This is a genomic window from Arenibacter sp. ARW7G5Y1 (assembly GCF_003201775.1).
Lineage (GTDB): Bacteria > Bacteroidota > Bacteroidia > Flavobacteriales > Flavobacteriaceae > Arenibacter.
The window spans coordinates 19455-45782 of sequence record NZ_QJJZ01000012.1; the positions used below are offsets into that span (position 1 = coordinate 19455).

Annotated in this window: 12 protein-coding genes; all 12 read left to right on the forward strand. The window is 41.0% G+C overall.

The window, feature by feature from the left end; genetic code table 11:
- Window positions 1-9 precede the first annotated feature (9 nt).
- Entirely contained in the window at window positions 10-1665 is a 1656-nt protein-coding gene (locus C7972_RS16385) for a M1 family metallopeptidase (RefSeq protein WP_110357259.1), read from the forward strand.
- A 243-nt stretch (window positions 1666-1908) separates the two neighbouring features.
- Window positions 1909-4530: a M60 family peptidase N-terminal accessory domain-containing protein gene (locus C7972_RS16390; RefSeq protein WP_110357260.1), complete on the forward strand. Its 2622-nt coding sequence runs from the start codon at window positions 1909-1911 to the stop codon at window positions 4528-4530.
- Between the two features lie 327 nt (window positions 4531-4857).
- Window positions 4858-7320 carry a glycoside hydrolase N-terminal domain-containing protein gene (locus C7972_RS16395; RefSeq protein ID WP_110357261.1) on the forward strand — a complete coding sequence of 821 codons (2463 nt, stop codon included), beginning with the start codon at window positions 4858-4860 and terminating at the stop codon, window positions 7318-7320.
- A gap of 586 nt (window positions 7321-7906) precedes the next feature.
- Window positions 7907-10933, forward strand: coding sequence for a DUF6797 domain-containing protein (locus C7972_RS16400; RefSeq protein ID WP_220020918.1), 3027 nt, complete (start codon window positions 7907-7909; stop codon window positions 10931-10933).
- 364 nt (window positions 10934-11297) lie between these two features.
- Entirely contained in the window at window positions 11298-14474 is a 3177-nt protein-coding gene (locus C7972_RS16405) for a SusC/RagA family TonB-linked outer membrane protein (protein ID WP_110357262.1), read from the forward strand.
- Between the two features lie 17 nt (window positions 14475-14491).
- Window positions 14492-15970 (forward strand): SusD/RagB family nutrient-binding outer membrane lipoprotein, encoded by a 1479-nt coding sequence (locus tag C7972_RS16410; protein ID WP_110357263.1) that lies wholly within the window; start codon window positions 14492-14494, stop codon window positions 15968-15970.
- A gap of 1080 nt (window positions 15971-17050) precedes the next feature.
- Window positions 17051-19513 (forward strand): glycoside hydrolase N-terminal domain-containing protein, encoded by a 2463-nt coding sequence (locus tag C7972_RS16415; protein WP_110357356.1) that lies wholly within the window; start codon window positions 17051-17053, stop codon window positions 19511-19513.
- Window positions 19510-20547 carry an L-idonate 5-dehydrogenase gene (locus C7972_RS16420; protein ID WP_110357264.1) on the forward strand — a complete coding sequence of 346 codons (1038 nt, stop codon included), beginning with the start codon at window positions 19510-19512 and terminating at the stop codon, window positions 20545-20547. The genes C7972_RS16415 and C7972_RS16420 overlap by 4 nt, the downstream gene beginning before the upstream one ends.
- Window positions 20548-20553: 6 nt before the next feature.
- A complete protein-coding gene (locus tag C7972_RS16425) occupies window positions 20554-21516 on the forward strand; it encodes an aldo/keto reductase (RefSeq protein WP_110357265.1) in 963 nt (320 codons plus the stop codon).
- 90 nt (window positions 21517-21606) lie between these two features.
- Entirely contained in the window at window positions 21607-23136 is a 1530-nt protein-coding gene (locus C7972_RS16430; protein WP_220020919.1) for a sodium:solute symporter, read from the forward strand.
- 71 nt (window positions 23137-23207) lie between these two features.
- Window positions 23208-24743, forward strand: coding sequence for a sulfatase (locus C7972_RS16435; protein ID WP_110357267.1), 1536 nt, complete (start codon window positions 23208-23210; stop codon window positions 24741-24743).
- Window positions 24744-24783: 40 nt separating this feature from the next.
- Window positions 24784-26313, forward strand: a complete 1530-nt coding sequence (locus C7972_RS16440; protein ID WP_220020920.1) for a sulfatase — start codon at window positions 24784-24786, stop codon at window positions 26311-26313.
- Window positions 26314-26328 lie beyond the last annotated feature (15 nt).

Below are 26328 nucleotides of genomic sequence, written 5' to 3' on the forward strand. Positions count from 1 at the left end.
GGATATAAAATGAAAAATTGGAAAAAAAATATCATAAGGACACTTGTGCTAATCGGTTGTCTGGTCGCTCCGTATACCTCCTTTGCGGATAATTATCCCAAAAACCCGAATATAGATGTGGTTCACTATACCTTTGACATCACCTTATCCGATAAGACCGATGTAATTAAGGCAACCGCTACCCTTTTGGTTAAATTTAAAACCGAGGGCATCAAAACATTGCGCCTCGACCTGATCAATAAAAGTGAAAAATTGGCCAATAAGGGCATGTTGGTTAAACAGATCCTATCAGATGGCAAGGCCTTGGAATACAGCCATGATTTGGACGTACTCCTTATAAACCTGCCAACTATCAGCGAAAACGAAGAGCGCAGCATCACTATAGAATATGAAGGAATTCCAAATGAAGGTTTAAAGATTGCTCCGAACAAATATGGGGATCGAACATTTTTTAGTGATAACTGGCCCAACAAGGCCAGAAACTGGCTGCCAACTGTAGACCATCCTTACGACAAGGCTACCTGCGAATTTATTGTTACCGCCCCCATTAAATATCAAGTGGTTTCCAACGGCTTAAAAATGGAGGAAAGCATCTTAAACGATGGACAAAAGTTGACCCATTGGAAACAATCGGTTCCCATTGCCTGTTGGCTATATGTGCTGGGTGTTGCTGAATTTGCCGTGCAATACGTAGACACTTTTAACGGAAAATCCATTCAAACCTGGGTTTACAAACAAGATAGAGTAAACGGCTTTTATGATTTTGCAACCCCTACAAAGCAAGCCCTTGAATTTTTCAGCAATTACGTTGGGCCTTTTGCCTATGAGAAACTGGCCAACATTCAATCCAATAGTGTTGGTGGGGGTATGGAAGCCGCATCGGCCATATTATACGGGGACAAATCGGTTGATGGGAATAGAAGTATTCGGTGGAGAAATGTAGTGATCCATGAAATAGCCCATCAATGGTTCGGCAATGCCGTTACCGAATACGATTGGGACGATGTATGGCTGAGCGAAGGGCTTACCACCTACTTCACTATGAGGTTTATTAAACATGCCTATGGAGAGGATGCCTTTGTGGAGGAATTAAAAAAATCAAGGAATACCGTTTTCAATTTATCCAAAGACAATGAGGATTACCGAATAGTGCATGATAACCTTACGGATATGAAAAAGGTTTCTTCTGGACTTACTTATCAAAAAGGGGCATGGATTACCCATATGATCTGCAACTATGTTGGGGAAGAAGCCTTTCAACAGGGAATAAGGGATTACTATCATAGATTTTATAATGGAAATGCAACCACAATGGACCTTAGAATGGCCCTAGAAAGGGCATCGGGTAAGGATCTTACCCAATTTTTTAACCAATGGCTTTTCCAAGGGGGCAACATTAATCTTAAAGGCACATGGAGTTATAATTCTAAAAATAAGGCCGTCGAAATTGAATTGACCCAAATACAGCCTAAAAAATTCACCTTTAATATGCCCCTGGAATTGGATATACTTTTCCAAGAAAACAACTCTATAAAAAAGGAAATAATACAACTAAATAAGCGAAAAATAAAAATATCGATTCCCTGCGAATCAGAACCTAAGAATATAAAATTGGATCCTGAAACAAAACTATTGGCACAGTGGGATTTTACTCGTAAGAATTGAATGGTGTGTTTAAAACTGGAATTTTACTGAAGCTATTACAGCTATTTCTCTTTAAATGACCATACCCCGCATCGGATCCTTTTTTATTGAAATAGTATAGTATTGTGCCAATAAGTTATGCTTGTTTTATATCTTATAATTATAATATTGTACCTCTAAAACACTAAGGATTTTCTATAACGGAAGTTATTTTAATAAACCAATTGTAAGCTTCTTAAACCATAATTTAAACAAAGCTTAGATATGCAAAACAACCTATGGCTCAAACAGTTGTTAACTTTGCACCTGTTAGCACTAACAACATCAATTTTTGCTCATGACTTGTTCTTGGAGAAGGCCCATAGCACTGCAAACACATTCGGCCCATTGGCAAACATGGTCCTTCTACCCGCAAAAACAGGGAATAGTTCCAATTCTTTGTGGACCTACAATAACAAGGTAAACCACGACACCTTTGAAGATCCCTATTTACTTGGTGCAACCAATTTTAATGCACCAGACAATACTGGACTTTTAGTTGAATTAAAAAAAGTTAAAAGGCATCTTTTAGGTAAAACCACATTATCGGCAACCGATTTGGAAGCATTGGGCAGTGCTATTGCCAAGGAAAGTGAATTATTTACTGATAATATTAAGGTTATCAAATTAGGCTTAGAGGCAATTGCACTGTACGAATCCAAATACGGCGGTCTATTTACTACAAATAATAGAACTAAAGGAGGTTTTGACAGAACAGCATCGGGTTACGAACTTGAGAACTTAATGTTGGTAATTATGCAATCTGTCATTGATTACTCGTACACCGAAGCCAACCTAGTGGCATATCCCCAATTATTTAACAATAGATTATTTAAAACCTCTTCTTATTTCCCAGGATCGGTTGCACCACCAGCTGATGCCTCCAAAAGTTTCACTATTAAAATTAATGGAACCCATGTACGTAAACCAGGTACACCGGCCAACTATGAAACCGAAGATGCAAGGAGGCCAACAGGTTGCTATTTGGCACCGGGAAGTATTGCAAAAGTAACCGTTCCATCGTCATTGGTGGGTATTGGGGCAACGATTTTAGTGGGTGCACATACCTGGGATTTAACCAAAAAACCGACCATTAAAAGAATGGATCGCGTAACAACAAAGTATACAATAAACAGTACTACAACTACCATTGCCAATCCGCTGGGAGGCGGTGTATATATAAATATACCATATCAAAATGATTTGGGCATCCTTAATATTACCTTAGAGAATGTGGTTCGTTCCCCTTATTATGCAAGAACCGTAGCCAATAAGACAAGTTTGAGCGATTGGTTAAATGTAGAAAGGTTGCGCGCTGCTCCCTGGACGGATATTGAAACGGACAAAGTAATGATGCAGGTACCAACTTCATGGATTTATGCTTTTGATGGCATTGAAACAACCATGAATGATTGGGATATAGCCATGGATGCCATTTCAACACTTCTTGGACGGCCACTCCTAAGATCCAAGACGGTAATCTACATGCAAGTAGACGTCATCAAAAGAGGCAAGGCAAACTTCCCTGGGTATCCACAATCAAATGTAGATTACGACCCTTATGCTGATTACCAAGGTTATCACAGCAGCTATTTAACAGATGGTCCCAGAAATGAAAGAGGGTATTTGACCAATGTATTGTTCCACGAACAGGGACACGCAGAAAAAATCTATAAGTTTAAGGGTGAAATTGAATCTATGATCAATTTCCTTTGGGTAGCTGTTCATAACAAAAAATTTGGTGTAGAGCTGAACAAGGCTTTTGAAGAATCCTTTAACGGCTATGGAATATCACATTCCATTGAGGAGGCTGCCATAAGTTGGATGATCACTGAAAATTTCAGAACAGGGAACCCCATGAGTTCCAAAACTGGTGAATACCGCCAAGAATTCTCATACCAACCAAGGGGGCATGCAAAATATGCGGACATAGTCCGACTCTTTAACTGGGAAGCTATTGAGCATTTCTATGCAAACACTAGTAAAATGTGGGACAGAGGAGAGATAAATTATTCGTTCCCCAACCGCGTAAACGAGATTCCAACAGATGATAGAATCTTAAGAATGTCTCAGGCAGCTGGATATGATTTACGCCCACTTATCCATTTTTGGGGAATTCACCCTGTAGATCTTAAAAACTTGGAAGCAGAAATACATAACAGTAATTTAAAAAAATCCACTGCCGTATACGATCAATTATCATTTTATAAAACCATAGTCCCTTTGGACAACACCACATTTAGGAATTTTGGATTGGAAGATTTCCCTGAAACCAAAATCCTGAACAGTTCCTTTTATGATCATGCTTCACAAAGTTATTATCCCGGCTTCCTTAAAAAATGGTGGGATGACTACGGTGAAGCTGAAGGGCTGGCAGCTGTAAATAGAATTCAAAACATTATAGCCTTGTATTTCCCGGATGGCAGGCCAGAGGTAGCCAATACCACTTGTGATGAAGTTACCCCCATTTCAGTGGAATCCAGTTCCACAACCGACCCAGAAAACACTTTGGACGACAACCCTGCTACAGCATGGACTGCCAAAGGGGATGGCGAATACCTCCTTTATGATTTAGGGGAAGTCTATGAGCTTTGTGATTTAGGGATCAACTTTAAAAATGGACAGACAAAGTTTAATTATTTTGACATAGAAATCTCTAGGGACAATCAAACCTATCTGGCAGTTAAACAAGGTTTATCCAATACCAAAACCACAGCTGCTTTTGACACCTATTCCATTTCCAGAAAAGCACGTTTCATAAAGATTATTGGCCGTGGAAATGAAACCGATGACTGGAATGGCATAAATGAGGTCAAGGTTTATCATAAACAAAGTAGCACCCCCTAGAATAGATAAAAAAATGAACCTGTATAGCCTTCATCATTTTAACGACCAAAACACCATCAAATAATTGGATAGTTGATAAGGGACTGAAAGATTCATCGTAGTAATAAAAGGTATTAAATCTCAGGGCAGGCCTGTCTGCCGACAAAGGCAGGCCCTGAACCCAATAATAGGAATCGACCCTAGGGTCGAGGTATTGAACCTAGATCCCGCCAAAAAAGGCGGGAGTAGTTCAACTTGCAATTTTAAGTACGTCTTACTGACTTCTCAAAATTGAGTTTCATAATAAAACAAAAATTTAATAGCAGCATCAATTAACAAATACACATTATGGATTTAAAAAAACTATTACTTTGTACAACCTTCCTTATGGGGAATTTTTTGATTGCCCAAAATAGCACAAATCAGGACCGGCTGTCCAAAACCGACCAGGCTTCTTTTGATCCTGCCACAGTGCTTTGGTACAATCAACCCGCAACCAAGTGGGAAGAGGCCCTTCCTGTTGGAAACGGACGCCTGGGCGCAATGGTATATGGCAAATATGGAGAGGAAATAATACAATTCAATGAAGACACCTATTATACAGGAGGTCCCTACAATAGTGTGGTAAAAGGAGGTTATAAGCACTTACCTGAGATTCAGAAACTCATATTTAACGGGGAACCCATAAAGGCACATAAGCTCTTTGGGCGCACCATGATGGGATACCCTGTGGAACAAATGAAGTACCAATCCATGGCCAATTTACATTTGTTCTTTGGCAATGATAGTGTTGAAAACTACAAAAGATCCCTAGACCTAAAAACCGGAATTGTTACGGACACCTACACCGTAAACAATGTAAACTACACCAAAGAAGTATTTGCCTCTGCCATAGACCAAACCATTGCCATCCGAATAACAGCGGACAAACCTGGTAGTATTTCATTTGACGCCGAATTGCGAGGGGTCAGAAATTCTGCCCACTCCAACTATGCCACGGACTACTTTCAAATGGACGGTATTGGAAATGGCCAATTACGGCTTACAGGGAAATCTGCCGATTATCTTGGCATTGAAGGCAAATTAAAATATGAGGCACAGATCAAGGCCTATCCAGAAGGCGGTAGTATGGATATGGACGACACCATTCTAAGTATAAAAAATTCAGATGCCGTAACCCTCTATTTTGTAGCCGCCACTAATTTTGTGAATTACAAGGACGTAAGTGGGGACCAACAAGCTCGGGTTGCAGAAATGCTGGCGAAATTGGATCAAAATACATTTACCAAAATTAAAGAAAGTGCCTTGACCGATTACAAGGGTTTCTTTGACAGGGTTTCCTTAACCTTGCCGACCACCCCAAGTTCTTTTTTACCGACCGATGAGCGTTTGGGCAATGCCCAAAACAACCCAGACCCACAGTTGGCCTCCCTCTGTTATAATTTTGGAAGATATCTTCTAATTTCCTCATCCAGGCCGGGTACCCAACCCGCCAATCTACAAGGTATATGGAATAATGATATGAATCCGGCATGGGACTCCAAGTACACCACCAATATCAATATCCAAATGAATTATTGGGCCGTTGAATCTGGGAACCTATCGGAACTATCAGAGCCTTTGAGCACTATGATAAAGGAGTTAACGGATCAAGGTGCCCAAGTAGCCAAAGAGCATTATGGCGCCAGTGGCTGGGTCTTTCATCAAAACACCGATCTCTGGAGGGTTGCAGCTCCAATGGATGGACCTACCTGGGGTACCTTTACCGTTGGGGGAGCATGGCTTACCACCCATATGTGGGAACATTACCTCTTTACCCAAGACGAGGAATATCTGAAAGAAATATACCCAATCATGAAAGGCTCGGTAGATTTCTTTATGGACTTCCTTGTTCAGTATCCCGGTAAGGACTGGTTGGTAACCAATCCGTCCAATTCTCCAGAAAATCCTCCAGAGGGAAAGGGATATAAATATTTCTATGATGAAATAACAGGAATGTACTACTTTACTACCATTGCTGCAGGATCTACCATAGACATGCAAGTTCTAAAGGACCTATTCAGCTATTATGGATCAGCTTCTGAAATCCTAAACAAGGACATTGACTATGCAAAAAAAGTTCTTGAAGCCAGAAAACGTTTGGTACCCTCCCAAATAGGCAAAGATGGAACCCTTCAGGAATGGACGGAAGATTATGGTCAAATGGAGAAAAACCACAGACATGCTTCCCACTTGTATGGCCTATATCCCGGAAAGGTAATTTCAGTGAACAAGACACCGGAATTAATTGAACCCGTGAAAAAAGTTCTGGAATTAAGGGGCGATGGCGCATCGGGCTGGTCCAGAGCTTGGAAAACCAACCTATGGGCTCGATTGGGAGACGGAGACCGAGCCAATAAAGTTTTTAAAGGCTATCTAAAGGAACAATGTTTTCCTTCATTATTTGCCATATGTGCAGGACAATTTCAAGTGGACGGTTCCTTGGGCGTAGCAGCAGGAATTACGGAAATGTTGCTACAATCCCATGAGGGGTATATAGATTTGTTGCCCGCACTTCCCTCCGAATGGACCGATGGACATTTTGATGGCGTATGTGCCCGAGGAGGTTTTGAACTCGATTTTAGCTGGAAGAACAAAGCTCTAACATCCCTGGAGATTTTGTCAAAAGCAGGTATGCCATGTAAACTAAAAACAGATAGAAAAATAAAAGTTCTATCGGATGGCACGCCAATCAAGCTAAAAAAACTTAAGAACGGTATAGTGGAATTCAAAACCACAAAAGACAAGACCTATACAATTACCGGCCTATAGACTGTCTGCCCTGGTTTTGTTTGGATAAAACTCCAAATATAAAAATTAATGGTCCTTTGGGAAATTATCCCTGAAGGACCATTTTCATTTTAAAAGGCTACTTGGATGGGTATAGGAAAAATGAAGAAACACCATCTCTGCCACAACCCTAGTGCATCTAATAATATTGCAACAAAGCACAATGCCAAGCAATTCTAAATAACTAACCTATTTGTTCCAAATGAAAATCGAATACATGCATATTTTAGGTGGCCAAACCATTGACAGCAACAATTGAAGTAAAACGCCCATCACTATATACGATCATAGATACTGACAATCAACCACTTGGCTATGGAACAATTACATATTTCCTATTTTTACTTGTTTCAATTTGTCAAAATAGTACAGTTTAAAGCTAATATCCATACCTAATACCCAATTTAATTTGGATAATTTGAGCGTATTACCAAACCTATCTAACAACCTACAGCACACTTGAAGAAATTACAAAAGTTTTTGATCGTCCATAAGGCTCGGAAAACTGGGATTTTCCTTAAGATATAATTGTATAAAGAAGTATAAATTAACACACATTGATTTTCATATGAAAAGTAAAATTCTATCTATTATTTCGTTGTTCATTGCGTTCAGTACCTGTCTTAACTGTTCAACCGAAAGGGAATATCAAGGCATTTGGGATTATGAAATTCATATACCACAACAGGATATACATACGGGCACTTTTAAACTTCAAAAAAACGGCGATAACTATATAGGAAGCATGGTTTCTAAGGAATTAAAGGAAACCTCTATCCATAATATAACTATTGAAGGCAGTTCCATGACCATGGACATTGTGCTTAACAATAAAACAATTACGATAAACGGTGAATTTAAGGAGAATTTATTTTCAGGTACCGGTACATATAATGGAGAAGAAGTTAGGTTAACCGCAACAAGGTCTGTTGACCAAGAAGGTCCAATTGACCAATCCCAGATAGCTTACGTCCTAGACGATTCCGATTTAAACGACTATGAAAAGGACCTTGATCACCAAGGAATGATCGAAGCCTTCGATGGAAAGGCCCTTAAACGCGGTAGTCTAATTTATAACTCGAACTGTATAAATTGTCACGGTGTGCCAGAAGTGGAAGGATCTATTCCCAACTCCCTTAAATTTTGGGCACAACCCTTCAAGTACGGCAACGACCCTTATTCAATGTACCAAACAATAACCAAGGGAGCTGGATTAATGCCGCCACAAATGGCTTTAACTCCTCAGGAGAAGTATGATGTTATCGCATTTATCAGGGAAAATTATGTCAAGGACCAAAACGAAACTGCTTATTTTAATGTTGATTCCGAGTATTTGTCCAGCTTGCCCAAAGGAACCTCAAAAGGTCCCGAGTCCAAACCATATCATCCCTGGTCCGATATGGATTATGGCAATTTTTTAATCAACACCTATGAATTGGCAGATTCTGAAACCGGAATTAAACGATTTCATTCGCCCGGACCACGACCCTACGCAGACGAAAATTATTTAAAGAACAATTTTGCCTATAAAGGAATAGCGGTCCGACTGGACGACGGTCCTGGCGGAGTTTCCAAAGGAAATGCCTGGATGATATTCGACCACGACCTGATGCGCGTGGCAGGTGGCTGGTCCGGAGACGGCTTTATAGACTGGGAAGGAATTCTATTGAACGACAAACATGAAACCTACCCTAGAACCATTGGTAAACTACATTTTGAAACCCCGGTAGGTCCGGCATGGGCAAATCCAGATACCGGATCATTTCAAGACCCCCGTTTCAAGGCCCGCGATGGTCGAAGATTTGGCCCATTGCCAAAAGCATGGTCCCATTATAAAGGAATTTACCACAGTGGTAAAAATATCATTATCTCCTACACCGTAGGAAAAGCCAACATTCTGGAACGGCTTGGTATGGAGCAATCCAGTGGGCAAATAATCTTTACTAGAACATTGAACATTGACCCCTCAGATAAAGTATTGCGAATGAGGGTGGCACCTCAAAATGTAAAAGTAAAAATTAAAGGAGAAGGAGCAACCCTTATAAATTCCAATGGCTTCGTTGTCCTTGAAGTCCATAAAGGCGCAGCTGCCAATATCAAATTGTTCATAGCAGGAGCAGATGTAAGGGATTTGGCCAAGACAGTTCAAAATGCCCCAGGCCCTGAAAACCTGGATAAATATCTCCACGGAGGGGAGCCGCATTACAACCAAGAAGTTGTTACTGCCATAGTCAAGGGGAAAGAAGAGGGACCAATAGCAATGGACCAACTTACACCTCCCTACGAAAACCCCTGGGACAGCCGATTAAAATTGAGTGGAATCGATTTTCTTGAGGATGCCAATATTGGAATTTTATGTACCACCGATGGCGACATATGGTCAGTAAAAGGGCTTACGGACAATACTGATAAACTGTATTGGAAAAGAATTGCCTCTGGCCTTTTTCAACCTCTTGGCATCAAAGTAGTGGAAGACGAAATATATGTCATTTGCAGGGACCAACTTGTAAAATTGAACGATCTTAACGGGGATGGGGAAACGGATTTTTACGAGAATTTCAATAATGATCACCAGGTGACCGATCATTTTCACGAATTTGCCATGGGATTGCAGACAGACCAAGAAGGCAACTTTTATTACGCCAAAAGTGGTCGTCATGCCAGGGAAGCCCTCGTTCCCCAACACGGCACTTTACTTAAAGTTAGTAAAGACGGTACAAAGACGGACATCATCGCCAATGGCTTTAGGGCTGCAAACGGTGTATGTATAAATCCTGACGGTAGTTTTATAGTCACCGATCAGCAGGGTTTCTGGAATCCTATGAACCGTATAAATTGGGTAGAAGGAAAAGGAAAATTTTATGGAAACATCTGGGGATACAATCCACCCAAAGACACTACAAGATTGGGGATGGAACAGCCAATGGCTTGGATAGACATGGAGTTTGACAGGTCGCCCTCAGAACTGCTATGGGTAGACAGCAAAAAATGGGGACCCTTGGATAAAGGATTGTTAAGCTTTTCATATGGATACGGTAAGATCCAACTGGTTCTCCATGAAAAGGTTATGGGACAAAGACAGGCAGGAGTAGTGGACCTTCCGGGAGTAAAGTTTCTTACCGGGGTCATGAGAGGTAGGTTCAATCCTCAGGATGGGGATTTATATGCGTGTGGAATGTCGGCCTGGGGAACTTCCCAAAATATGAAAGGGGGCGAATTCTATAGGCTTCGTTATACAGGAAAACCACTGTCGGTACCTATTGCCCTAAGTGCCGAAAAAAACGGTATGGTATTAACGTTCGCTTCCAAATTGGATGCCGAAAAAACCGAAGTCGGTTCTAATTTCGAAGTGCAAACTTGGGAACTACTTAGGAGCCATAAATACGGTTCCAAGCGATACAATATTAAAACGCTCGATATTTCGAAGGTGAGGGTAACCGAGGATGGAAGAAAAGTAAAACTCCTGTTACCCGACATTGCCCCGGTAGATATCATGAAAATTACGTACAAGGTTACGGATTCCCATGGCAATGAATTAAAGGGAAAAATACAGAACACTATTCATCATCTAAATGAAGTAACAATTAAGGAGTAGTGCGTACTGCTCCTTAATTACCTCTTTTGACCAAATCACTTGCGCCTCATCGACTGGCTTGCACAATACTTATTAAATATAATATCATAAGATATCACAATAACTGTACAAATAAGTATTTTTAATAATTATAAAAGTCTTATCATAGGTATATACAAAATTTAATCAACAGAAAGTTAAAAAAACAAGATGATTTTTCATATATAATTATAATTCAGTAAATTATAAGCATATTTAATCATTTATGTACTATCTTGATTGAACGCACAAGTTAAAATAGTATAGTCTTTTGCTAAATACAAACAACTTCATCCCCAACTATTTAACTAATTTTATAACATTATTAAGATAACTTTAATAACTTATGAAAAACAGATTTAAACTCAACGCGATGTCATGGTTACTGCTACTAGGGATCGTACTTTTCACTCCAGGCAACGCAAATGCCCAAGACCTGGATATTACCGGAACTGTCAGTGACGAAAACAGTAATCCGCTACCGGGCGTAACAGTATTGATCAAGGATACCTCCACAGGTACCACAACAGATTTTGATGGTCTTTACACCATTAAAGCATCTCCAAACGACGTTTTAAGTTTTAGCTATTTAGGGTACATCACCCAAGAGATACCCGTAGGCACAAAAACAAGTATAAACTTAAGTCTGGAACCTGACACCCAGGCCTTGGACGAAGTGGTAGTGACCGCTCTTGGTATTAGCCGGGACAAGCAAACTCTAGGCTATGCCGTACAAGAATTGGGCGGCGATAAACTGACCACAACTCCTGAAGCCAATGTGATCAACTCCCTCTCCGGGAAAATTGCCGGTATACAGGTTACAAATGGAGGAAGTACCGTTGGATCATCTTCCAGGATAGTAATTCGTGGAAATTCATCATTTTCAGGAAATCAGCCGCTTTTTATTGTGGATGGCACCCCAATAGACAACTCATCACCCAACCTTGCAGGAGCAGGTGGTGTGGACTGGGGAAACACCGCGTCGGATATAGACCCCAACAACATTGAATCCGTATCAGTACTAAAAGGAGCCAACGCGTCTGCCCTATACGGGAGTCGTGCTGCAAATGGGGTAATCATAATTACAACAAAAAAAGGAGGTAAAAGCGGTAAAGCCCTAGGGGTTAACTTTAGTTCCTCCGTGGTTATGGACAAGGCCTCTTACTTCCCAAATCTTCAAAATGAATACGGTGGGGGTCGAGATGGAAGCGAATTTATCTATAACAGATACAATACGAACAACAATACTAATTTGAGCTATAACGATTATGCCAAACAATTTTCATACAATTATGTGAATGGAAATGGAGGGGGAATAAACGACTCGTACCCAACAAACTGGGGACCAAGATTGGATGCCGGCTTATTATTGGACCAATGGTCCACTGGCCCCAACAGCCCTTGGATTTCCAGACCGAACAACATTAAGGAATGGTTCGACACCGGTGTTACCATACAAAACAATGTTTCCGTAACGGCTAACGGCGAAAAATCCTCAGGGAGAATTTCGTACACCAATGTAGACACCCAAGGTATGATAGACAACACGGGGCAAAAAGAAAACGTTCTTTCTGCCAATGTCAACCTAACCCCTTCCGATAAGTTAACGGCTTCCGTGAATTTCAACTATGTAAAAAAAGAGAGTGACAACCTTCCTGCCAATGGATATAGATGGGCTGATATATTTGCCTGGTTACAAAGGGATTTCCCCACCCAATACGCAAAGGACCTATTTTACGAAAAAGGCAATGACGAATATATGTTCAACGCGGACAACCCTTTCTACAGTCTTAGAAACACCAATGCTTTTGACAGGGAAAGAATTTATGGCAACGTTTCAATGTCCTACAAAATAAATGACTGGCTTACAGCCAATGGCCAAGTGGGAATTGATTTTTACAATGAGATAAGAAAAAGTATAACCCAGGCAGGAACAACCCGGAATAAAAGATTGGGACTTGGCGGGCAATTCAGTGAATCCCACATCAACAAAAAGGAAACAAATACAGATGTTACCTTAAATTTCGACAAGACCTTCAACGATTTTCGCGTAGACGGATTGATCGGAGCCAACAAAAGAACCAATACATACAATTCCATTAGCCTAAGTGCATCCGACCTTACCGTACCGGATCTGTACACCATTTCCAACGTTAAGGGCACACCTGGAACCGGAATGTATGAAAGTCAGTACGAAACAAACAGTGCCTACTTTGCAGTGAATGGATCGTATAAGAAGATTTTCTACCTAGGAATTACCGGCCGAAATGATTGGAGCTCAACCCTTCCTCAAGAGAGTTGGTCCTATTTTTACCCATCCGTTAGTGCTGGTTTTGACGTAACCGAAGCCTTGTCCCTAAAATCGGACATACTATCCTACGCCAAACTTAGAGGTGGCTGGGCCAAAGTTGGTGGCGACACCAGCCCCTATCAGTTAAATACGACGTATTCGGCAGGGACGTTTAGCGGAGTATCCGTTTTCACTCCTTCACGCACCCTACCACCAGCAGGATTAAAACCGGAAGAAACCACTTCCTATGAAATAGGAGCCGATATACGTTTTTGGAAAAATCGTATAGCTTTAGACTTTACCTATTATGCACAAACAACAGTTAACCAAATTCTATCCGTTACCACTTCTACCACCACAGGATACAATGGAATGCTGTTAAATGCAGGTGAAATCGAGAACAAAGGGGTAGAACTTATGTTGTCAGCAGATTTATTCCAAAACCCAAAAGGTTTCAATTGGGATGTTGTGGTTAACTGGGCCAAAAATAAGAGTATAGTAAATTCCCTGTACGGCAATTTGGAATCCTATCAGATTTCCAGCGGTTTTGGAGGCGTAAAGACACTAGGTATTCCAGGCGAAGAATGGGGTGTTCTTTGGGGCCTACCATTTGTTAGGGATAACAATGGAAAAATCGTAGTAAATGCCAACGGTATCCCCACAACTACCAACGCGGCCGTAAAACTAGGCAACGTAACACCCGACTGGACAGGTGGTATAACCAACACATTTGGCTACAAAGGGGTTAGCCTAAGCTTTTTGGTAGATGCACAAATTGGAGGTGACATGTTCAGTACAACAGCATGGCATTCATACCCTACAGGCGCCTACGAAAACACAGTAAAGAACAACGTAAGGGAAACAGGATTAATTGTTGACGGAGTATTTGAAGATGGGACACCCAACAACATCCGTGTCTCGGCTCAAGATTATTACAATGGTTCTTGGGTATGGAACAATCACGAGTATTCCATCTTGGACGCTACCTATGTAAAACTAAGGGAACTGGCCATTGGATATAATTTCAATGTTTCTAAAATCAATTCCATTTCCAAATTAAACCTTTCCCTGGTTGGAAGAAACTTAGCCATTCTTTACAGGGACAAGGACACCAAAGATTACGGAATTGATCCTGAAGTAGGTTTTGGCGGCGGAGAAGCCGGTATAGGTTATGAGAATTTCCAAATACCCACCGCAAGAAGCTACGGATTTAAATTAACAGCTAGTTTCTAATTTCAAAAAAAAATATCATGAAAATAAACACAAAAAATTCATTTCTAGTACTGCTTCTATTTATGCTATTACTAGGATCCTGTACAGAGGATTTTGAAACCATGAACATAAGCCCCAACAGCGCTACTACGGTTCCTGCGTCCAATGTATTGGGGAAATCATTACTAAACTCTTCGCAAATACTTTTCGGAGAAAGACTTGATGTCTATTATGCAGGGTCTTTTTCAGGTTACAATGCCGCAATTGGGGCGGGTGACTACGAATATAGAGTTGGTATCAACAACAGTCAATGGGATGCCATGTACTCTTCAATGACCTATGCCGTTGAAGCCATGAAGCTTGCAAAAGAAGAAAACAACGACAATTTATATGCCGCCGCCCTAACCCTCAAAAGTTATATGGGTCACAAAGCCACAGATTTATGGGGATCCATTCCATACTCAGAGGCCTTCTCCTTGGCGGAAAACCAAATCATTTATCCAAAATACGACACCGAAGAAGAGGTTTACAAACAGATACTCAGTGAACTTAAAACTGCCGCAGACCTATTCGACACGAATGGAGGGGAACTTGGCGAAGGAGATTTTCTATTCAAGGGAGATGTATCAAAATGGCGTAAATTCTGTAATTCATTGAGACTGAGAGTTGCCATTAGAATGTCTTCAGCGGATGAAGCGGCGGCAAAATTAGAAATAGCCAGCGTAGTTGGAAACCCAAACAGCTACCCCATTATGCAAACCAATGATGACAATGCCTATTTATGGTGGCCAGGAGTTTTACCAGACGTAGAACCTTGGTATGCAAGGATGGGAGCCGCCGACGGCAATAAAACAGATGGCTATCGTGTAAGCAACGCCTTAGTGACCGCATTGCTCGACAACGATGATCCAAGATTGCCAGTATATGCCGACAAAAATAAATATGGAAATTACAGAGGATACGAATTTGGGCCGAACCAATTGAATGATACCCTGAACAACGGGAATAATGTTTCACATATTGGGGACAGGTTTGGCAACAACCCTGCTGGATTTTCCCCTTTTATGAATTCCTCAGAAGCATACTTTATACTTGCCGAAGCCTATGAACGAAACTTAATTACAGGTGGCTCGGCCCAATCAGCTTACGAAACAGCTGTTGCAATGTCTTTGGAAGAAAATGGAATTGAGCCTGCCGATATCGCTACTTTTATGGCGGAAACAGAAGTTGCCTGGGATAGCGGAACAACCACCAACCTTTACAAAATAAGGCTTCAAAAATGGATTTCCCTTTTTAAGCAAAGTGTTGAAGGATGGGCCGAAGTAAGAAGAACAGATGTTCCCTTGATCCTCGAGGTTTCCAAAGACTATGCAGGTTCCCACAATAGACACCCCTTTAGGCTGGCCTATCCTGATTCGGAAAAATCATTGAACACAAATTTTCCGTTCGACATAGTTGAGAAAGATATTTTCTATGGCACCCAGTTGTGGTGGGACAAGCGCCCAGGTGTTCAATAAAAGGCCAAACCTCAGGGCAGGCCTGCCTTTGTCGGCAGACAGGCCTGTCTGCCGACAAAGGCAGGCCCGGAACCCAATAATAGGAATCGACCCTAGGGTCGAGGTATTGAACCTAGATCCCGCCGAAAATGGCGGGATTAGTTCAACTTTCAATTTTAAGTGCGTCTTACCGACTTCTCAAAATTGAGTTTCACTAATAAACCATAAAATAAAGATAGAGTCGATGACTTGACAAGGGGCAGCATATTTATGCTGCCTTTTTTTTGTTCCATCCAGTGGTTCAAACGAAGCTTCCAAAACCCATATATTCAATTTGGATACACACGATCATGACCTATAAGCCCACAAATTATAAAAAAAGTCCCATCACTATAACGCAATTGCCCCCTTCCCCTGAACCTTGAATAAAATACCCTATATAAAAAAATCCCCTTAGACACCCATACATTAAAGCCAAATTTTCAATTGATAGTACCCTATGGAATCAATAATACCGAACCCCATCATTTTAACTAACAGATCAACCACTTTACAAAGAGAATTAAACTGCTATACGAATTGACCAAAAACTCAATTTAAAATACTTATTTATATTATATTAATAAGGATCACACCAAAAAATGTCCAATTCGGAACATAAAAAAGAAATAACTACCTAAATAACTAAAATACAGCATATTAAAAAATATCTACAAACTTATCACATTCATATTTTTCTGCAAAAACTCCAGATATTGTTAAAATAGTATAGATTAAAGCTAATATTAATTGCAATCAATCATTTATAAATCATTAGATTTACATCATTATTAAACTTATATTAATAATGTTCAGAACATTGAGTTTCGAGTTCTGATGACTTGAAACTTTATTAGGAAATCGTTGTTTACAAAAATGATTGTTGTAATAAGGCCTGAAAAGATCATTTACATTGAAACATATAAAATATATTGTTTATTGAGTTAGTTTGAGTTAGTCAGGGAGTAGCAGAACATTAAAGGCTGCTACTCCTTTTTTATGAGTATGAATGCAGAACAGAAACACTTCAAAAAAGAAAAAACCACATATAATTTGAGCCATATGAAACTAAAATCCAAACTATTCCTTTCAATCCTTTTTGTGGGGGTTCAGCTTTTTGGCCAATCTCCAGGGATTTCAACTACTAGCACCCGAATAAGCGACCAAAAAATTGATCCCGCAAATACGCTTTGGTTTGATGAGCCTGCATCCATATGGGAAGAGGCCCTTCCTGTGGGCAATGGGCGATTGGGCGCAATGGTTTATGGAAAATATGGAGAGGAAAAAATTCAGTTCAACGAAGAGACCTATTGGACGGGAGGCCCCTATTCAACCGTAGTAAAAGGAGGTTATAAAGAGCTTCCTAAAATTCAGGAATACATTTTTGAAGGTAAACCTATAGAGGCCCACAAGCTATTTGGCCGAGCCTTAATGGGGTACCCGGTAGAGCAACAAAAGTATCAGTCCATGGCCAACCTACATCTTTTTTTCGGAAAGGATAGTGTAACCAACTACAGCAGGTCCCTTGATCTAAAAACAGGTGTCGTTACGGTTAAATATAAAGCCAACGGTATAAACTATGTACGGGAAATAATTGCTTCGGCCGTTGATCAAACGATTGCAGTACGTATATCCGCCGATAAAGCGGGAAGTATTTCTTTGGATGCAGAACTAAGAGGAGTTAGAAACAACTCCCATTCCAACTATGCTACAGATTATTTCCGAATGGATGGTCTGGGCAGCAACCAATTAAAACTCACTGGAAAATCTGCCGATTATCTGGGTGTTGATGGTAAATTAAAATACGAGGCAAGAATCAAAGCCCTTCCAGAAGGAGGTAGTATGACACTGAAAGGCAGTAGACTAAAGATTGAAAATGCCAATGCGGTTACCCTTTATTTTGTTGCAGCCACAAACTTTAACAATTACAAGGATGTTAGTGGCGATGAGCATGCCCGAGTAGAGGAAATGATGGCCCATTTGGAAGGAAGTTCCTTTACAGAGGTAAAACAAAGTGCTGTTGAGGACCACAAAAAGTATTATGACAGGGTTACACTTACACTGCCAACTACCCACAATTCGTACTTGACAACGGACGAACGTATGTCCAAAATTCAAACAGAGCCAGATCCACAACTGGCTACCCTTTGCTATAATTTTGGAAGATACCTTCTAATAGCTTCCTCAAGACCTGGAACCCAGCCCGCCAACCTTCAAGGAATCTGGAACAATGACATGAACCCGGCCTGGGATTCAAAGTACACAACCAACATAAATACAGAAATGAATTATTGGCCCGTTGAAACGGCCAACCTATCCGAATTGTCGGAGCCTTTGATTACCATGGTAAGGGAACTTACCGATCAGGGAGCGGAAGTTGCCAAGGAACATTACGGTGCTGGGGGATGGGTATTTCATCAGAACACCGATATATGGAGAGTCGCAGCCCCAATGGACGGTCCAACCTGGGGAACTTATACCGTTGGGGGCGCATGGCTTACCACCCATCTATGGGAACATTATCTGTTTACCCAGGATAAGGAATATCTGAAAGAAGTATACCCGATCATTAAAGGTTCAGTCGATTTTTTTATGGACTTCCTGGTTGAATACCCAGAAAAGGATTGGTTGGTTACCAATCCCTCCAATTCCCCTGAAAATCCACCTAAGGGCAAAGGTTACGAATACTTTTATGATGAAGTAACAGGAATGTATTATTTCACTACCATTGTAGCCGGTGCCACTATGGATATGCAAATATTAAAGGATCTATTCGCCTATTATGGAGAAGCCACCGAAATATTGGATATAGACCGTGAATATGCCAAGGCGGTTCTTGCCTACAGAGATCGCTTTCCTCCCTCACAGGTAGGAAGGGATGGCATGCTTCAAGAGTGGACGGAAGACTATGAACAAATGGAAGACAAACACCGTCACTTCTCACACTTATACGGACTCTATCCCGGTAATGTTATTTCCCCCAACCGTACCCCCGAATTCATAGAACCTGTCAAAAAAGTGCTGGAACAACGTGGTGATGGCGGCACAGGGTTCTCCAGAGGATGGAAAATGGCACTTTGGGCCCGTTTAAACGATGGAGATAGAGCCAACTCTATCTTTAAAGGATATTTAAAGGAGCAATGCTACGCCTCCCTTTTTGCCAAATGTGGAAAGCCCCTGCAGGTCGATGGCTCCTTAGGAGTTACCGCCGGTATTACCGAAATGCTCATCCAATCCCATGAAGGATATATAGAATTATTGCCAGCATTACCTACTGAATGGTCGGAGGGCGAATTCAAGGGAGTTTGCGCCAGAGGCGGATTTGAGCTCGACTTTAGCTGGAAAAACAAGGAGCTTATCACCACCGAAGTACTTTCAAAGACAGGTGAAAAGTTTAGATTAAAAACCAATAATAAGATAAGGGTATTCCTTGATGGAAAGCAGATTAGAATTAAAAAACGTCCGAACCAAATTATTGAATTCAACACCGTAAAGGGTAAAACTTACACCATCACAGAAATATGAAATCATATTTATTGTACGGAAAAACCGATATACGGTATAGTGACATCCCCTACCCTGAAGATACCGCCGAAAATGAAGTTATCGTAAAGGTAAGGTCTGTCGGTATTTGTGGTTCGGACATCCATTATTATAAAGATGGCAAAATTGGGGATTTTATCCCTAAAGCACCATTTGCCCTAGGACATGAACTTTCAGGGGAAATTGAAAAAGAATCTTCCTTATATCCCAAATTAAAAAAAGGGACCAGGGTAAGTATCAACCCCTCCAGGCCTTGCAAAACCTGCATACATTGTAAAGCTGGAAAACAAAACCTTTGTCCTTCCATGAAGTACTTGGGATCGGCTAGCGTATTTCCCCATCTCAATGGCGGATTTTCAGAATACATTAAGATACCTGCCGAAAACTGTGTGCCCTTAAAGGATTTTATAAGCTATGAAATGGCCGCCCTATTGGAGCCACTCTCAGTAGTCCTACATGCCTTAACAATAGCAGGCGACTTAAAGGGGAAATCTGTACTTGTCACTGGTGCAGGTACCATAGGACAACTATGCCATATGGCCGCCAACCTATATACTTCACAGCCTGTAGTTATAACGGACATAAGAACAGCGGCATTGGAAAAAGCGACCGAGATTGGGGTCACCGCAGCCTTAAATCCGTTGAAACCTGGTTTTCAGGAGGAACTATTTTCTTTGGCCCCCAACGGATTCGACATTTTACTGGAAGCCTCTGGCGCCAGTACTATTTTGACCAATACCGTAAAATTTATGAAAAAGGGCGGAAAAATAGTTCAATTGGGAATGCACCATGACAATGCGGAATTTCCATTTTCAGCTTTCATGAAAAACGAACTTACGTTTCAGCCGTCATTTCGTTTTAACCAAGAATATACCTTGGCGCTGAAACTTTTGGAAGAACAAAAAATAGACCTGACAAAAATAATTACAAACCGATTTCCTTTTGACGAAATACCAGAAGCCATGAAAAAAGCTTCCGATTCCAATGAAGATATAAAAATCGTAGTACAAAATTAACAAAGTATGAAGTATAATACTTTAGGTGACACCAATATAAAATTAAGCGAATTGGGCTTTGGTGCTTCAGCAATAGGCGGTATGTTCAATGGGGTGGAAAAAAATGAAGCCATAAAAACCGTGCACGCTGCTTTTGACAGGGGCATAAACTACTTCGACACTTCCCCAGCATATGGCAGAAATACCTCAACATATGGTCCAGTTACCTCGGAAACAATATTGGGCCAAGCATTAAAAGATATAAAGCGTTCGGAAATAATCCTTTCGAGCAAGGCCGGAAAAATTTCTTCTTTGCCTCCTGAGTTAAATTTTAGTTACCAAGCAATATTAAAATCGGTAGAGGGCAGCCTAAATAGGCTACAGACCGATTATATAGACCTACTTTTTTTACACGACATAGAATACAACAAAGGAAGGCATTTGGAAACGGCTTTAGACGAAGGCCTTTCAGCCTTGAGGGATCTAAAAAAGGCGGGGAAAATTAGGGCTGTTGGAATCTCCTGCTATTCTATGGATGTGCTCAATAAAGTTATTCCCAATGTTGATCTGGATACCGTATTGGTGCACAATCACTATACACTTATCAATGATGAACTCCTAGGTTTAATGCCTAAAATCAAGGCCAAGGGAATGGGTCTGGTAAGTGCTTCCCCATTCGCCAGTGGATTGCTCACCCACCAAGGACCTCCTGATTGGTATCCCGTGGACAAAAAAGATTTGTGTGTAATAAACAAAACCCTTAATTTTTGCTTAGAAAACAATATCCCAATTGAAAAACTCGCCCTTCAATACGCCTTAAGTAACCCGGAAATTCCGACTACCTTATTTAGTTGTACGGAAAGAAGTATCTTAAACAAAAATATTGATTGGATCGAGGAACCTGTAGCACAAGATATAATTGAAGACATACGAAAATATCTAGAGCCCATAAGGAACAAAGATTTCGATTTTGGAGCATATAACGACTAAACCAATATGAGTACAATTGATCTAATTATAATCTTATTATACCTTGTTGGAATCCTAGTTCTTGGTATAATGTCCACCGGAAAGACAAAAATGACGTCCGACAATTATTTCCTTGCAGGACGCAGTTTAAATTGGGTTATAATTGGCGCCGCCCTTTTTGCCAGTAATATCTCCACCATACATTTGGTCGGCTTGGCGGCTTCTGGCTTTGAGGACGGATTGGTCTGGGGAAATTTTGAATGGATGGCCTCCGTTGTCCTAATATTTCTAGGGCTTATTTTTGCCCCTTTTTATTTTAAAAGCCAAATATCGACGCTTCCTGAATTTTTGGAAAAAAGATATAGCTCTCCTTCAAGATCTTTTTTGGCCTTTATGGCCATATTGGGGGCGCTATTTGTACATATAGGCATGAGCCTTTACGCAGGTGCAATTGTATTTAAGTCGTTTTTTGGAATAGATGTATTTGTTTCCATTTTAATAATATCGGTCATAACCGCCACCTATACCATACTTGGAGGATTAAAGGCCGTGGTAATCACTGAAACCGTTCAAACGGTTGTATTGATTATTGGTGCTGTAATATTGACCATATTTGCAATTAATGCACTGCCGGACATTGGCGTAAACACCTTAGCCGAATTTAAAGATAAAATAAGGCCCGATCAATTGAGTATGCTAAGATCTGGGGAGAATGCCGGTAATTCCGGACTTTCATGGTACGCCATTTTCCTGGGGTATCCAATTTTGGGACTATGGTACTGGTGTTCGGACCAGACCATTGTGCAACGTGTTTTGGCTGCAAAAAGCGAGGACGACGCCCAAAAAGGGCCTATTTTTGCAGGATTTTTAAAAATACTTCCCGTATTCATTATGGTTTTGCCAGGAGTTATTGGTTACGTTTTATTTAAAGATAAAATTACCACCAGTAATGAAACCCTGCCGGTACTGATCAACGAACTATTGCCCATCGGGATAAAAGGAATTTTTGCGGCCGCATTGCTCTCTGCCCTCATGAGCACTATAGCTGCTGCACTTAATAGCTGTTCCACTTTGGTGGCCATCGACATAGCCAAAAGGCTTAAACCATCCCTGTCCGATAAAAAACAAGTGCAAATAGGAAAATATGTCGCAGTGGTCGTCATGATTTTAGCCATGGCCTGGTCTACCCAAGGCGGCAAATTTAACAGTATATTTGAGGCCATCAATAAGATAGCCGCAGCATTGGCTCCTCCAATCGCTACTGTATTTCTATTTGGAGTATTCAGTAAAAGGGGCACCAAGGAAGCTTCCCTGGTCACCTTGATCTTTGGTTTTATTCTTGGTATTAGTGCCTTTGCCGCAGATTTTATCCCGGCACTATATGGAAAACCAAGTATAATTACGGATACTTGGGGAATACCCTTTATGATGCAGGCATGGTGGCTCTTCTGTATTTGTTCCGTAGTATATTTTATAATTAGCTATTTAACACCTAGACCAAGTGCGGACCAGCTTCAGTATACCTGGGACAACCCATGGCAATTTCTTACCGATAAGGAATTTAAAGGTGTTAAGGATGTCCGACTTTATGCCGGCGCATTACTTTTAACCCTAATCATCCTTTATACCATTTTTCAATAATCACTTTTAGCATTTACAATTACCAAAAAAATAGCTCTAAAAAAATTGATATTCCAAAAATAGTCCCCATTATGAGAAAATCAAGTATACGGATTTTACAAATTTTCACCTTTACATTTACATTGTTTGTTCTTTTTTCTTCCTGTAAAGAGAAGACGCCTCAACAAGAAGAAGAGAAAAAACCCAATATCATCATTTACCTAACGGACGATCTAGGGTATGGGGATTTGGGTTGCTACGGAAGCCCCATTATTAAAACACCTTTTATAGATAAATTTGCTTCGCAAGGGGTATTGTTGACGGACTGCCATTCGGCAGGAACCGTATGTTCCCCCTCAAGGGCAGGTCTATTAACAGGGAGAAATCCATATAGAAGTGGGTTTTATTATATTCAGGGAGCCTATGGAGCCTATTTAAAGAAAGATGAAGTTACCATTGCCGAGCTTTTAAAATCCGGTGGCTACGAAACGGCTTTTATGGGAAAATGGCACCTATCCAGATTGGAAAAAAGTAAAAAACACGATGAGCCCGGTCCTGGTGACCAAGGCTTTGATTATTGGTTTGCCTCTACCCACAATGCCTTTGGGGGACCTAAAAATTTTGATAAATTCATAAGGAATGGAGAAGCTGTTGGAGAAGTGGACGGTTGGTACTGCGATGTACTTACCCAAGAAGCGACCAACTGGCTTACAAATATCAGGGACAAATCCAAACCTTTTCTACTTATTGTTTCCACCCACGAACCCCACACTCCCATTGCACCTCCAGAAAAATATAGCGAGATGTACAACAATGCCAAAGTGGATAGCTTGGAGAAATCTATTCGTTACGGAGGTGTAGCAAGGCCTGAATATGATATTACCCAAAATAAAAAAGAGTATTATGGTACCGTGACACAGCTGGATGAGGCTTTCGGTAATTTGATGAAAACGGTTGATAAGGAAAATCTGGCCGACAATACCATGGTCATTTTTACAAGTGATAACGGCCCCGAACACCCCGTAAACCTGGAAGAGTCCAAAGGAGAATGGGAAGACCCCATAAGGGATATGTCTTTTGGAACTCCTGGCATATATAAAGGTATGAAAAGATACCCGTATGAAGGTGGGCACAGGGTTCCGGGAATAGTACGTTTTCCAGGCAAAATACCAGCAGGAACCACTAGCAATGAATTTGTCGTAGGAACAGATTTTATTACTACCGCTACCAAACTTGCCAACGTAGATACTCCCAGTGATATAACCATGGACGCCATTGATGCCTTTCCTGCATTCCTAGGCAAAAAAACGGAGCGGGACAAACCTTATCTATTTCTTTTCCCAACCCATGAGGACACCTATTTTAGAATGCCGCATATGGCCATGCGCTATAACGACTATTCCTTGTTGGGTTGGTTCCCTGAAAACAGAGACGGGAATAACCTCATTGCATGGATGAAGTCGTCCGTTCCCGAAAAATTTGCACTATACGATCTATCAACCGATCCAGAACAAAAAAATAATCTGGCCGAATCACAGCCGGAAATAATTGACCAACTAAAACCCTTGTTGTTGGAACAATGGAAAGACATTAGGGATGAAGGACCGGACTGGGGAAAATCCAAGTAATTTGTACAAAATCACCTTTATGCAGAACCCTTTCAAATTAATGATGAAAAGAATAAGATTAATTAGCTGCATATTTCTTTGTGCGACTGCATTGATGGGTTGCAAAACTAAAAATGACAATACTTCCGACAAGAAAGTCTCAAAACCCAATATCATCATTTATTTAACCGATGACATGGGTTATGGGGACTTGGGCTGCTATGGCAATCCCATTACGAACACCCCCGCAATAGACAAGTTTGCCTCGGAAGGGGTTTTACTAACCGATTGCCATTCTGCCGGAACTGTGTGTTCTCCATCACGAGCAGGCCTTTTAACAGGTAGGCACCCCTACAGAAGTGGAATCTATTATTTGCAAGGCTATAAGGGAGCACATTTAAGGGATAGTGAAACCACCATTGCCGAAATGCTAAAATCCGGGGGCTATGAAACAGCCTTTATGGGGAAATGGCATTTATCAAGATTGGAAAGATCGGAAAAGGTAAAAGAACCCGATCCCGGCGACCAAGGTTTTGACTATTGGTTTGCCTCTACCCATAACGCCTATGAGGGCCCTAAAAATTTCACCAAATTCATTCGAAACGGCCAAGCGGTAGGAGAGGTTGATGGTTGGTATTGTGATGTACTTACGGAAGAGGCCACAGACTGGCTGACCAACAAAAGGGATAAGAACAAACCTTTCCTTCTTATTGTTTCCACACACGAGCCCCATGCTCCGTTGTCGCCACCTGAAAAATACAGCAATGCATACAACAACAAGGCAGTTGATTCTTTGGAGCACAGTATTAAATACGGGGGTGTTGATAGACCTGAGTACGATATTAGCCAGAACAAAAAAGAATATTACGGTACCATATCACAATTGGACAATGCCTTTGCCAATTTAATGAAAACCGTAGATCAGGAAAACTTAAAGGATAACACAATGGTTATTTTTACCAGTGACAACGGTCCGGAACATCCAGTAAACTTGGAAGAATCCAAGGGGGAATGGGAGGCGCCCACTAGGGATTATTGTTTTGGAACGCCCGGTAATTTTAGGGGTATGAAGAGATACCCTTATGAAGGGGGCCATAGGGTTCCCGGTATTGTGCGTTATCCCGGCAAAATTCCTGCAGGAACTACCAGTAACGAATTGGTGGTGGCTACTGATTTTTTGACCACTATATCCGAACTGGCTCAAGTAAATGTGCCCAGTGGTGTAAATTTGGATGGCACAAATGCATTTCCTGCCTTTTTAGGTCAAAAAACAGAAAGAAATAAACCCTATTTATGGATATTTCCCACCCATGAGGACACCTATTTTAGAATGCCCCATATGGCCTTGCGCTATAACCATTATACCCTGCTGGGTTGGTTACCTGAAAAATCGGAAAACGAAACTTTAATGGAATGGATGAAAACCTCCGTACCCGCAAAATTTGAACTTTACGATTTATCGAACGATGCGGAACAAACAAACGACCTGGCTTCTTCTAAACCGAAAATGGTAGACATACTAAAGCCCTTAATGCTGGAACAATGGATTGAAATTAGGGATGAAGGGCCTATCTGGGAGAATATGAATTAGAACACCTGGACACTG